Raw genomic sequence first — 13,131 nt, forward strand, 5'->3', positions numbered from 1 at the left:
ATGGCCCTCATCATACAATCAGTTAATGCTCAACGAGCTCAGAGCTTTAGCCAACTTTTGCAATCTTTGAGTAGTGCAGCACTATTAACTTGCGCGTTCACTTTGTTTGCCCTGCCTGCTGCCCATGCAGTAGAACCTATTGAGGCTACCACTGCAGCAAAAACTGACTTAGAAGATAAATTTTATCGCCAAGCCTTGTACTTTTATTTCACTGGTGATTATGGATCTGCACTTAGGCAAGTTAGTTTAAATCGTCAACGTAACGGCATTGATTCTGATCGCAGCCAACTGTTTGAGGCAGGCCTTCAGGTTGCGATTGGATTACACGACCAAGCAACACAAACCCTAACTCGTTTTGAACAGCACCAAGCAAATGCAACGCAACATAGTAGCCAAGCAAAAGCAGCCACCTCACCTCGAGAATTACTGCTGATTGCTTTATTGCAATTAACCGAACAACAAATTGACCAAGGCGACATTGAAACCGCTAAGCTGACCTTAAGCAGAATAACCACAGTACTGCCTGACTATATTGAGCAATATCATGTATTAAGCCAATTGGCTTATTGGCCCGAAACACCACCATTAACAGCCCAGGTACAACAAAAAGCCAGCACAGAAGATGACTCTTTACCCAATAACTCATCTGCGGCATACATTGCCTTAAACCAGGCTTTATTGCACATGGAGCAGCAACAATACAACGCAGCTCAACCCATATTGACTGAGCTTAAAAACCAGCAATGGCAAGCTCCTGAGGTTAACTTTTGGCAAAAACTGTTTAACCCATTTGCACAGCCAGATATTTTTGACGCCAACGACGAGCTCAAACCTGAAGTGCAAGATGCTCTGTTGCAACAACGAGCGATTAACGACTACGCCAAATTACTTCTGGCGCAACTTTATGTTGCCAATCAGCAATATGATTTAGCCTATAACGAATTAAGTGACTTTCCGCAGCATAGTCCCTATGCCGAATCGGCATTGTTTTTATTTGCTTATTCGGCCCAGCAGCAACAGCAATATGATATGTCATTTAAATTATTGGCATTATTACAACAACAATACCCCTATTCAAATTTAGCCTGGCAAGCCGCGTTGCTCAACGCCAAGCAAGTGAGCGAACAACAATCCTTGGCACAGGGATTAACCTTGTATCAGCAAGCTGAACAGCTGTATTTGCAAAAAATTACTGAGATTAAACAATTCGGCGAGATCTTCAACGACACCAAAAACATTATGGATTTTGCCAGTCACAAAGATGATGAGCAAAATCCTTTATTAACACCAAAATCTGATGTGCTAGCACTCATCTTAACCCAGCGTTTTGACACCGACGTCCCCTGGCTAAAAAAAGCGTTAAACGATCCCTTACTGGCAACCGATTATCAAACTCTGCTAAGCCTTGAGTTACTTAGCGACAATGTCAAAACCCAGCAAGCTAACAGCCAATGGCTTAAAGACACATTAACGCTAAACCGCCAGCGTCAAGCCAAGGTGATTGAACAACAAAAACAACTGGCTTATCGCGACATGATCCAAAGCTTAACAGCGCAAAAGCAACGCATAGCTGAGATTATAACCCAGGCTGAAATACAGCAAAACGCGCAAGTGTTTGCCGACCCAAGCCAGCAACAATGGTTAAATCGTATCGATACTAGCCAAGCGACACTCAACAATTTGGTATTGAAACGTAATGTCGATGATGAACAACAACGACTTGATAAAGTAAAAGGCGTGTTGCAATGGCAGCTACAAAGCACATTCCCTCAGCAACTTTGGCAACATAAACAGAGTCTTAATGAATTAACTGAACAACTCGAACAACTTGAGCTGCAAGCCAGTCGTTTTAGTGATTTATCCACTAACCCGCGTTTACTGTCTGACTTTGACGAGCGCCAACAGCTAACACAAACCGACATCAACAAGATGACCTTTAATATCGAGGCGTTGAGCCTCAAAACCAGCCGTGAAATCCATGGTAAGATCAGCATCTTTACCCAGCAACAGCAATATACATTACAGCAATTATTGCTCACCAGTCGCCATCAAATGGCCAAGGTGTTAGAGCAAATGTCGCAAGCTGACAACACCCCAATAAGTTCATCACCAACCGCTGGTGTAACTTCACAGGGAGCGCAATAATGTCAGTTTCATCTTATGTATCAAGTGCATTAATTATCGTCAGTGGCATGGTGTTATCGGGTTGCTTTAGCAGTGGTCAATCCGATTATACCCAGCAACCTAAACGCAGTAGTTTGAGTGATTTAGCCAATAAAGGTAGCAGCGAAAAAGTCGTCGCTGTAGAAATGAGCCAACAGCAGCGTAGCGTTGCACTGGCTAATATTTATCAACAATTGCTGACACTAGAACCCGATCCAGAAGTGCGCACGCATGTTGAATACCGCCTGGCGCAAATCAATACCGAATCATTTGAAGCCCAGTCTTATGCTGACTTAGGTGATGAGTTAGCAGAACCGTCGCAAACCGACAGTATGGTTCTAGCTCAAATGAACCAAAACGATGCTGCACTACAACAATTAGTTGAGCAATATCAACAGCTTTTACTGCGTTACCCGCAACGTGCAGAAAACGAACACATCCAATACCAGTTAGCTAAAGCATTAGATTTACAAGGTAAATTAGACGCCAGTCTGGCACAGGTTGAGTCGTTATTGCGTCAATATCCACAAACAGAGTATTTAGCCGAGCTCAACTTTAGGCGCGGTGAGATTTACTACAATTTACAAAATTATTCGGCGGCCATTCAGGCCTACAAGCAAGTTTTAAACGCCAGCAATAATCAAAAGTATCAGCTCAACAGCATGTACATGCTTGGCTGGTCTGAATTTAAACTAAATCGCCTTGCCAATGCCGACAATGCGTTTTTACAAGTGTTTGAGGCACTCGTTGCCAACCAACAAAATAACCCCGATATAACCAGCTTAACCGCTGATAATTTTGCCTTTGAAAAACTGGGCAGTCGCGCGCAAAACTTAGCTATCGATACTCAACGAGTACTGAGCATTTCATTAAGCCAACAACTTCAATCTCAGTCGTTAGTCACTTTGGTCAAAGACAATCAGTCACTGCCTTATATTGGCTTATATCAACATGTACTATTTGCTAATTTAGCCACCTTTTTACTCGATAAAAAGCTCGACTACGACGCCGAATTAACCTATCAAGCGTATATTGATTTTGCTCCAAATCAAATTTGGGCGGCGCGATTTTCACTGGACTTGCTTGACCTTTACCAGCGTCAGGGCAAGTTTGCCGCTATGCATAAACTCAAAAATGATTATATAAATCAATACGGATTAAACAGTGCGTTTTGGCTAAATGCTTCATCCGCCCATAAAGGTGAATTATTACCGCATTTATTGAGCTTTAGTGACGAACATAGTCGCCGTTTATATGCCGATGCCCAAACTCAGCAAGGTAAAAAGCGCATTAACGCTTTTGCCCAAGCAGCCAATGCGTTAAACACCTATTTACAACTGGCCCAATTACCCGAGGCTAAGCCATTACTGAGCAAAGACATTATTCATGACCAGTATCTTTTTGCCGACGCTAACTTTGAGGCTCAACAATACCAAGCGGCGCTAGACAGCTATTACGCTATTGCGTATCGCCCAACTGAAGCGACGGCATCGACAACCTTAAGCCAAATCCAACAACAATCAGCTTACGCAACTACAGTCACTATTCGAGAGTTAATAACAAAGAACAGCCAAAGCAGTACAAGTGATCTCACGCCATTAATGACTAAGCGTAATCAATTAGATAAACAATTTATCATTCAATACTCACAAGATGAACGCGCCTTACAATTGGCCATTAATGCCGCGCAATATTCATTTGAGAATAAAGATTTCGTCGAGTTGAAATACTTTACTGATTTTGTCTTACAAGCTCATGGCATAGCACCACTGACTGCGAACTCTAGCGCAGTGCAAACGGCAACTCCTCTGTCAGATCCCGCTCGTAAACAAGTCCAGTTTGTTAGCCAACTTTATGCCAACAGCCTGTATCAACAAGAGCAATATGCACAGGCAGAAGACGCTTATGTGCTTGCGCTGCAATACACAGACAATGGTGCTACCGCTTGGAGCGAAATGCGTAACTTATTGGCATCGAGTATTTACTTCCAGGCACAAGCGGTTAAACAAACCGAGCCACAATTAGCGGTTAGTCAATTATTACGCGTCGCGCAAGTGGTGCCTGAATCAAAATATGCGATGAACGCCGAACTCGACGCCGCGAATTTATTGTTAGAACAACAGCGTTGGCAAGAAGCGGTAGACGTATTAAAGCCATTTCAAAAGCAACATCCAAACCATGAGTTTAGTGCGGCTATTCCAGCAAAGTTAGCTCAATCTTACGAAGCATTAGCGCAATGGGACTTAGCTGCTGAGCAGTTATTAGTCATTGTGGCAAACGAGCAACCGGGTGCATTGAAACGCGAAGCACAATACACCGCGGCAGAGTATTATTTAAAAGCTGGCGATCGTAGCAACGCACTCACCACATTCAGGAATTATGCCAAGACCTACCCGCAACCGTTTGATGTGGCTCAGGAAGTGCGCTTTAAAATGAGTGAGTTTTATCGCCAAAGCGGTGAAGCTAATAAACAATATTACTGGTTTAGACAACTACTCAGTTTTGATCGCCAGCAACGACAAAGTGATGCCAACGCCATTCAAGCCCGTCAGGTCGAGCTCGCCTCAATGGCCGCCTTTGCGTTAGGCGAAGCAGAGCAGCGTAGCTTTGCGGCCATTAAGCTCAATGCGCCACTGCAAAAAAGCTTAAAAAGCAAACAAGACACAATGAAAAAGGCCATTGGTTATTACCAACAAGTGCTCGACTTACAATTAGCGAAATACGTACCACACGCCACTTATAATCTAGCCGAAATGTATCGCCAACTGGCAAGTGACATGATGAGTTCCCAGCGCCCAAATGACTTAGATGAGTTAGCTTTAGAAGAATATGAGATTTTACTTGAAGAACTGGCTTACCCATTTGAAGAAAAAGCCATCGACATCCACATCAGTAATACTCAGCAGGCATGGGAAGGCATTGTTGATCAATGGATAAACCTAAGCTTTCAGCGTCTAGCAGAGATGTCACCTGCCCTGTACCAAAAATCAGAATTAACACACGAGGTTATCGATGCGATTCATTAATTCATTATCAACCTCGTCACTCATGCAAAGTGTGCTACTTGCCTTGTTAAGTGTGGCTTTACTCGCCAGTTGCAGTACGGCGCCAAGCAGCAATTATTCGACGACTCAAACTCGCTCTGAACCGTCATTGAATTCGGCGGATAAAGACATCGTTGACTTGGTCAATTTGAATAACAAAGGCGCAAATAACAGTCTGAGTGATATTGCTGGTAACACAGATAAACGTAATGCGTACCTTGAACAAGCGCCGCAACGCTTAGCCAACGTTCCAGCAGCAGTGTTAGCACAATACCAACAAGCCATTAATGCTATGAAAAACCAACAATGGCAAAATGCTAATAGCCTGTTTGATAAGGTCATCGCAGCTCAACCGCAGTTGTCGGGTGCTTATGTTAATAAAGCAATTATAGCCATTAATCAACAAGCGTTAACCGAGGCAGATATCTTATTAACACAAGCCATTAAAGCTAATAGCAGTAACCCATACGCGCACCAAATCAAGGCTAATCTTGCTAGACAACAAGGCCAATATGCCCAGGCAGAGCAGGGTTATATCACCGCATTAACACTATGGCCGCAGTATCCTCAAGCTCAACTCAATTTGGCGATTTTATTAGAGCTTTATCGCGGTAAGTTATTACAAGCAAGACAGTTTTATTTGGCTTATTTAACTAATCAACCAGACGATGAACAAGCAAAACGTTGGCTTGCTGGCGTTGAAATTAAAATTAAACGAGCAGGGTTAACCTTAAACACCAACGGAGCAGGCTAAGATGAACACAACAAAAGCACTGCAATTAGTTGCGATGACCTTATTTTGGACAACGGCTATTCAACCAAGTTTTGCCAATGAGGCCGATACTCAACAAACTAAACAAGCAAACAACAAGCCTGTAGTAATTCAAAGCCAGGTTACTGGCTCACAAGAGCAGCCAAAAGTGCTTTACATCATGCCATGGCAAGGAATAACTAACCCAATAGACATTAATAACAAAGAAATGCGGCTCACCCTGCCTCAATTTAAACCCATTAACCCCAAGGCATTTAGGCAACAAGTGAGAGACTTTGCCAATAGCAGCCAAACCAGTGAGAAATAAAATAAAAATTAGCCACAAAACATTAGATTAAAAACTGAGTCACTAGCACACAAGATAACTGGCACCATGTCATCACTAGGAACATAGTGCCAATACAACAAAAATAGAAGGAACATCACATGAGTTTTACCGACCATATCATTGCGTTTTTACAAAATGGCGGCCCATTTATCTACCCTATCGCACTCGTGTTAGTGGTCGGTTTGGCCATTACCATTGAGCGCTGGTTATATTTAAGCTCAGCTCATCGCACTAACCAGCAAGCCTTCGCGCTGATTAAAAATGCCTTAAAAACTGGCGACATCAATACCATAAGCCAACATGCACAAAACCATAAAGCGCCAGTATTTGACGTATTACGTTCAGGTATTGCGCGTATTTCAAGCGCGAGTCGCCGTGAAGATGTTGAATACGCCATGGAAGAAACCGTAATGGAATACATGCTACGCCTTGAAAAACGCACGCCCTTTATTGCCACATTGGCGAATATCGCCACATTATTGGGTCTACTTGGTACCATTATGGGCCTAATTGCAGCTTTCTCTGCGGTAGCCAGCGCCGACCCGGCAGAAAAAGCCAACTTACTCTCATCGAGTATTTCGGTAGCAATGAACACCACCGCATTTGGTTTGATTACAGCTATCCCATTGATTCTATTTCACTCTAGCTTACAAACCAAAACTGCTACCATCGTTGACTCAATTGAAATGGCAGGCATCAAACTGCTTAATTCGTTGTCATTTAACCAGCAAACGGATAACAACCGAGGCTAATGAGTATGAGACGCCACCGTCGCCCCAATACCCAAGATGCAGAGCTGGATATCACCTCATTTATGAATTTAATGATCGTGTTAGTGCCAGTGTTACTGCTGAGTTTGGTGTTCTCACAAGTGCGCATTCTTAACTTACAATTGCCAGTATTGTCAGAAGCTGAGCAAGCGCAAGATGAACAGGAACCCAAAATACTCGAATTAGTGATTACCCCAAACCGTTTAGCGCTTAACTATCCGGCAGGTATGTCACTTAAACATTTTGACGTGACCGATACAGGTTACGACTTCGCAGCATTGTCGGTATATCTGCAAGATTTAAAGCTGACATTTCAACAGCAAGGTATTGAAAAAAACGACATCGTATTATTACTCGACCCAGCAATAGACTATCAAACAATCGTGTCAGCTATGGATACTGTGCGATCGTTTAAAGCTGTCGTTGCCGCCAATTTAGTTGATGCCGAATTGTTTCCAATGATCTCGCTTGGCGACGCTCCTGCCAGTACTCCAGAGGCACAGGCTGCTGGACAAGTAATCGGAGTCAAGCAATGATGAAACAATCGGCCAGAAGCCGCAGATTGGTTAAACATCACAAGCGCTTAAAAGCGGGTAGTAAACTTAACCTTGTCGCCTTAATGGACATTTTCACAATCTTGGTGTTTTTCTTAATTGTGAATCAATCTGAAGTGCGCGTATTGCAAAATATCGAAAAGCTCACTTTGCCTGTTTCAGTTGCAGAAACTTTACCCGTTGAAAACCTCGTGATCACCGTTATCGCCGACACAGTGTTAGTACAAGAACGCGCTATTTGGCAAAAAAGTGCTGATGAACAAGGATTAACTGAGCAAGAAAACCCTGAGTTTATTAGCACCTTAACCACCGAGCTAACCTATCAAGCCAGTAAACGTACTGAACTGAGTGAAACCGAGCAACAAAATGGCCGTGCAGTAACCATTATTGGTGATGCTGCAACACCTTATGTAGTGTTAAAGCAAATAATGGCAGCCTGTGCGGCAACGGGTTATCGTGATATTTCGTTAGCGGTTGAACAACAGGCTAAACAAACCGGTGGGGAGAGCTAACATGACTACAGCTGCCCTTGAGTCGACAAGTTTTAATGATTTAGGCGACTTATTTAAACCCAGTAAACAAGACAAGCTGTTTAAACAGATTTTGTGGCTATTGCTATTGGTTTATTTGGTGTTTGCCGTTGTGGTGCCAATGCTTGAACAAGTCGAACTGCCACGTGAAGTTAAAGAGCAAGTGCCGCCACAATTAGCGAAAATCATCTTACAAGAAAAGCAGTTACCGCCACCGGTTAAACCAGAAGTTAAACCGCCTGAGCCTGAACCTCTGCTAGAGCCCGAACCTGCTCCGCCAGAAGATAAGGTAGTAGAAAAACCAATTGAGCCTGCGGTAAAACCTCAAGTTGTGCAGCCAACAACCCGTGAGGCTGCTAAAGAAAAAGCCAGCACATCTGGCTTAGCCGCCATGAAAGATGATCTGTTTTCGATGCGTGAAGCCTTTGATGTACAACCAACTGCGCAGCGTAAGCTTGACCAAACTACAAGCCAAGAAGTCAAAGTAAAACGTGATCTATTAGCTGGGGCGGCCAATAAGCAAACCGACAGTTTGGCAAAGTCAGCCATTAGTCAAACGGTATCATCAGGGGCACTTAGCGGTAACGAAACTCAACAAATTCGTCTCGCTAAAGAGGAAGTGTTAGCCAATAAAGGAGCTGCATCTGAAAAAGCCAGCCAGGCAAGTCAAGGTGGGCAACGTTCTGAGGCGGCATTAAGGCGTACATTAGAAGCCAATAAATCTCGGCTTTATTCGCTCTACAACCGCGCCTTAAGAAAAGATCCCTTTTTAAAAGGCAAAGTGATGTTCGAAATTGTCATTCAACCCAATGGCAGTATCAGTAAAGTGAGCATTAAATCTAGCGAACTTAACGATGCTAAATTAGAGCGTCAATTAACCTTGGTATTACGGTCAATTACTTTCCCTGCTGAAAGTGTTGCGGTAATGACTACCATTTGGGCCATCGACTTCTTCCCAAGTTAGCCAGCTTTATCTGCTCATTTTAAGCAGTAAAAAGCAGGTAATGAAATACTCATTACCTGCTTTTTTGATCGTTAGAATATAAAAAATTAATGATTTTCGTGACTATCGTGATGTGAAGATACTGTCACTTCAGCAACATCAGCAGGCGTTACCTTTTCAGCGGTGATTATCGGTTGATTTCTCACACACATCAATGCCTCGTTAAATACTCTGCAAGTACCTTTAAATAAATCACCATGAGCGTTAGTGTAAGCACATTGTTGAGTTTTAATCGCATCAGCACAGGCATCCCAAGGCGCTTTAAAAACATGTTCTTCATGTGCAAAAGCAGATAAACACGTTGAAGTTAATGTCAGTAGTACTACCGCCATTGTCAATAACTTAAAATGGGGGTTCATCATTGTGCTATCTCACCAGCAAAGCAACCAATAAAAGTATTTTCACCCGCACCAGCTGCATGGTAATGATAACCGCGAGAGTCATCACTGTGCCCACGGCACTCATCTAAGTCAGTGTCTTCTTCACCACTTTGATTAAGCATGCTGTAAATAGCAAAGCCGTCCATTGCATAGGCAAATGCGCCACCATGGCCATCACTTTCATAGTCAATCGCAGGGCAAGTCCCATCTCCATGGTTAGCACCATGATAATGATAGCCTGCAACGGGGTTAACATGACCAACGCAATCATCAAATGCAGCAATGGTATAAGCACTTAAAATAGCTTGAGTAGGTGCAGCAACAGCAAGGTTTACACCATTAAATGCCACACCGACATTGTCACTGCTAATATCTGCTGGGCTATCTCGTAGCACAGGGGTTACAGGTATTAAGTAGGTGCTAGAAACCCCCTCTCCTGCAACGTCACTGTAATAACTGATTTCACATTGCACACAAAAATTATTGTATTCGGCCGCCACATTGGGCCTTGCTGCGGCTTCACAAGCCACTTGAGTGTCGGTGATATTCACTAAGCCCGTGTCTTTATCATAGAGTTGCCATTTACTGTCACCGTAAAATACACTCAAGTTAGACACGAACGAGCCCGTTAGATCATATAACACACCACCATCAAACCACTTACCTGCATCATCAGCTGTGGTTTCTATAGATTCAGGGCAAAATGGCCCCAATTCATTTCTATCAGCAGGAAAGCCATTAACGGTCACTGAATAACACGTACTGGCATCACCATTAGACAAGGTACAATCGACTATCTCAATTGACTCTAGCGAATTGAGCGCAAATACAGAGGGATCGACAACAACAATGTTATCAACAACCTCTTCAACTTCAGTTTCGACCGTATCTGTTACCGTTTCCGCTACTGCGTCTGCGACACTGTCAGTGGTGTCATCTGTCCCGCAGCCGCCTAACAATAACGAGCAACAAACCACTAAGCCTAGAGTTGACTTTATTTGCATTGCACTACACCCCAATTTTTTGTGTTTATAGATATTAGTCATGACTCTACTAAACAACTGTGCATAAACGGTGCAGTAAATAAGTATTTTTAACGACGGCTCAACATATTGTTGAATTAACTTAACAAATTATTTTTTGGCATATTTATATTCTCAGTGTTTGCGTTGTAAGAATAAATATAGATAGGAAGATAGGAAGATGGGAATAACGAATAGCAATAACCTAATCTTTGCTGAATACCGCACAATCACGGCCGTTTTCTTTTGCCAAATATAAGGCTTCATCAGCTCGTTTTAACCAAGTATCTGCTGTTGTTCCGTTGACCCAAGATGCAACACCAAAAGACACGGTAATCTCTTGGCCATCTGGTGTTTTTAATTCATTTTTGATAGCTGTTCGAAGATGTTGAATAAATGCTTGTGGTTGGTTATTGGTATCAGGGATGAGTAATACAAACTCTTCTCCGCCAAACCGATAAAGACGATCGTGTTTACGAATATGAGTAGTCGTAATGGTTACAAAATCTTTTAATACTTTGTCACCCACCGCATGACCAAATTTATCATTGATTTTTTTAAAGAAATCTAAATCTAAAATAGCTAATACATGACTAACGCCTTGACGTTCAGCAAGGGATAACGCGGCCTGAATATCTGTACTCATTGCACGACGATTTAAGGCTCCGGTAAGCGGGTCAACGCTATTGAGGGTTTCGAGTAAGCTAAATTGTTTTGCTCCGTGACTGGCATAAACAAAAGCGCTCATTGATAACATAATGATTGTGACAACAAATGAGTTGAGCGATACCGTTTCAAAAATATCTGATAACGCCAGTAAAGATAGGCAAGCAACAAGATTAATAATAAAGGCTTCTATCGGTTTAACTAAAATAAATGTACTTGCAAAAACAGGATAAACCCATAAAAAGCTACCTGTACCATTCGCTACCACGATAGTGACGACACCAGCATTAATAAATATCGCCAATATGGCGCTAACCAAGCGAATTTTCTTAGCCTTATGCGCATAAGCAACAAGGGATACAATCCCAATAACTAGCGTCATATCGATTATTGCAGCAACATAATTGTGCTCAAGAAAACGAATAACCACAAACGGAAAAACACCCAGTACAGCAACAATACTGAGAAGCAGTAAAAGCGACAATTGATATTTTTCTTGCAACTGATTGATCATAACGCTCTCGCCATAAATAAAAAAACAGTCAAGCTCATCAATCGATACGTTGCCGTTTACAACACTTTATCGTCAGTATCATTAATGTTTTATTTGTAATTCATTCTTAGTCTAACTTTTGCATAACTATATTATGCAAAAGTAACATTAGAAGACAGTGTTATATGCACATCTTGTAAGCAATGTTACAGAGCCAAAAAGTAAACCATTAGAATATATGATAACGGGAGTTTATTGCTGCGTGACGACATTAATACAAAGATAACACCATACTGAGTATCATGCCGTTTTAGTGGCAATAAGCTTAGCGCAAAAATGTCAAAATATGCCCTTTAAATACCTCAGGTAAATAATCTGTGTGTAATGGTTTTTGGTGAACAGAGCTAAACCCCAACTCAATCATTTTGGTTGACAGCTTATTCTTTTTACCTCGACCTGGATCAACTAAAATAACTTCACAAATGACGTTCGCATGGGCATTAATAAAGTTGGCTAACAAATCTACATGCTCATCTTCGTATAATAAATCGCTACCAATAATTAAATCGAACAAACCCAAATGATCTTTATCACTGGCCCAGTCAGCTTGTTCATAACTAATCGGTTTGTCTTGGTTTAGCTCAGTATTACGCAGTAAAAATTTCCCCACTTCAGGGTGATAATCTGTCGCTGTGATGTTGGCATGCCTTTTATTCAACAACAAGCTGCTCAATGCCATGCCGCAACCTATTTCAAGTATGCGTTTATTGCCGGTGTAGTAATCATCAATATGATGCGCCAGCACTAAACTTGATGGCCACACAACACCAAAAAGCGGCCATGTTGCTGAAGATATACCGAGTTTTTCGGCAATACCACTAGGATCTGAAAACTCTTGTTTATCGCGTAATGTGCAAAGATGGATATCAATTAGGCCAAACTCGACCGTTTGGTAGCTTAAGCGAAGACTTGTCATTTGACGGCCTTTTAGTAATGATCGGCCAAGTATCAGGGATAAGTAACAAAACGTAACGCTAACCAAACTATAGCAATCTGATGAAAAGACAATCTATTTAACCTCAACGGCAAATATTACATGACGGTTAAACGACTTTAAGCGATAAAAACACCACCAATAATTATCCGTCAGCAAGGTTGCTGATGACTGTTTTATTAAAAGATGACACTTATCATCACAACATTATTAGCCTACTTTTATAGACTCAATTTGGGGCCCTCATAGCACTTCAACATTAACGATTAAAGCTGGTATCGCGGTTTTTAGTCTCGGGTGATTGTATCGAAGTGAAACCTCAGGTAATCTGCTTGTTCTTAATACGCATAAATGGATATTTGAGCTAACTTGAGTGAGTCTAGTGAGCGAACGTCCCAATAGATTATTTGGA

At 42.1% G+C, this 13,131-nt stretch carries 12 protein-coding genes; 8 read left to right on the forward strand and 4 right to left on the reverse strand.

Annotated elements, in window-relative coordinates:
- The 8 genes from IEY40_RS18460 to IEY40_RS18495 all read left to right on the forward strand — a co-directional run bounded on the left by IEY40_RS18460 (position 1) and on the right by IEY40_RS18495 (position 9,125).
- Positions 1-2,145 (forward strand): hypothetical protein, encoded by a 2,145-nt coding sequence (locus IEY40_RS18460; protein ID WP_188958828.1) that lies wholly within the window; start codon positions 1-3, stop codon positions 2,143-2,145.
- Positions 2,145-5,189 carry a tetratricopeptide repeat protein gene (locus IEY40_RS18465; protein ID WP_188958829.1) on the forward strand — a complete coding sequence of 1,015 codons (3,045 nt, stop codon included), beginning with the start codon at positions 2,145-2,147 and terminating at the stop codon, positions 5,187-5,189. The genes IEY40_RS18460 and IEY40_RS18465 overlap by 1 nt, the downstream gene beginning before the upstream one ends.
- Positions 5,176-5,961, forward strand: a complete 786-nt coding sequence (locus IEY40_RS18470; protein WP_188958831.1) for a tetratricopeptide repeat protein — start codon at positions 5,176-5,178, stop codon at positions 5,959-5,961. The genes IEY40_RS18465 and IEY40_RS18470 overlap by 14 nt, the downstream gene beginning before the upstream one ends.
- Position 5,962: 1 nt before the next feature.
- Positions 5,963-6,286, forward strand: a complete 324-nt coding sequence (locus tag IEY40_RS18475) for a hypothetical protein (RefSeq protein WP_188958833.1) — start codon at positions 5,963-5,965, stop codon at positions 6,284-6,286.
- 119 nt (positions 6,287-6,405) lie between these two features.
- The gene (locus IEY40_RS18480) at positions 6,406-7,059 is read left to right on the forward strand and encodes a MotA/TolQ/ExbB proton channel family protein (RefSeq protein ID WP_188958835.1); all 654 of its coding nucleotides are present in this window, start codon (positions 6,406-6,408) and stop codon (positions 7,057-7,059) included.
- Between the two features lie 5 nt (positions 7,060-7,064).
- A complete protein-coding gene (locus tag IEY40_RS18485; RefSeq protein ID WP_188958837.1) occupies positions 7,065-7,613 on the forward strand; it encodes a biopolymer transporter ExbD in 549 nt (182 codons plus the stop codon).
- Positions 7,610-8,143 (forward strand): ExbD/TolR family protein, encoded by a 534-nt coding sequence (locus IEY40_RS18490; RefSeq protein WP_188958839.1) that lies wholly within the window; start codon positions 7,610-7,612, stop codon positions 8,141-8,143. The genes IEY40_RS18485 and IEY40_RS18490 overlap by 4 nt, the downstream gene beginning before the upstream one ends.
- A 1-nt stretch (position 8,144) precedes the next feature.
- Entirely contained in the window at positions 8,145-9,125 is a 981-nt protein-coding gene (locus IEY40_RS18495; protein ID WP_188958842.1) for an AgmX/PglI C-terminal domain-containing protein, read from the forward strand.
- An 86-nt stretch (positions 9,126-9,211) separates the two neighbouring features.
- Here the strand turns inward: IEY40_RS18495 and IEY40_RS18500 are convergent, their stop codons facing one another.
- The 4 genes from IEY40_RS18500 to IEY40_RS18515 all read right to left on the reverse strand — a co-directional run bounded on the left by IEY40_RS18500 (position 9,212) and on the right by IEY40_RS18515 (position 12,701).
- The gene (locus IEY40_RS18500; protein ID WP_188958843.1) at positions 9,212-9,526 is read right to left on the reverse strand and encodes a hypothetical protein; all 315 of its coding nucleotides are present in this window, start codon (positions 9,524-9,526) and stop codon (positions 9,212-9,214) included.
- Complete coding sequence (locus IEY40_RS18505; protein WP_188958845.1) at positions 9,523-10,548, reverse strand: YHYH protein; 1,026 nt, start codon at positions 10,546-10,548, stop codon at positions 9,523-9,525. The genes IEY40_RS18500 and IEY40_RS18505 overlap by 4 nt, the downstream gene beginning before the upstream one ends.
- A 223-nt stretch (positions 10,549-10,771) precedes the next feature.
- On the reverse strand, positions 10,772-11,746 hold the full coding sequence (locus tag IEY40_RS18510; protein WP_188958847.1) for a GGDEF domain-containing protein: 975 nt from the start codon (positions 11,744-11,746) through the stop codon (positions 10,772-10,774).
- 304 nt (positions 11,747-12,050) lie between these two features.
- The gene (locus tag IEY40_RS18515; RefSeq protein ID WP_188958849.1) at positions 12,051-12,701 is read right to left on the reverse strand and encodes a class I SAM-dependent methyltransferase; all 651 of its coding nucleotides are present in this window, start codon (positions 12,699-12,701) and stop codon (positions 12,051-12,053) included.
- Positions 12,702-13,131: the final 430 nt, after the last annotated feature.

It is taken from the genome of Shewanella ulleungensis (assembly GCF_014648315.1).
Taxonomy (GTDB): domain Bacteria; phylum Pseudomonadota; class Gammaproteobacteria; order Enterobacterales; family Shewanellaceae; genus Shewanella; species Shewanella ulleungensis.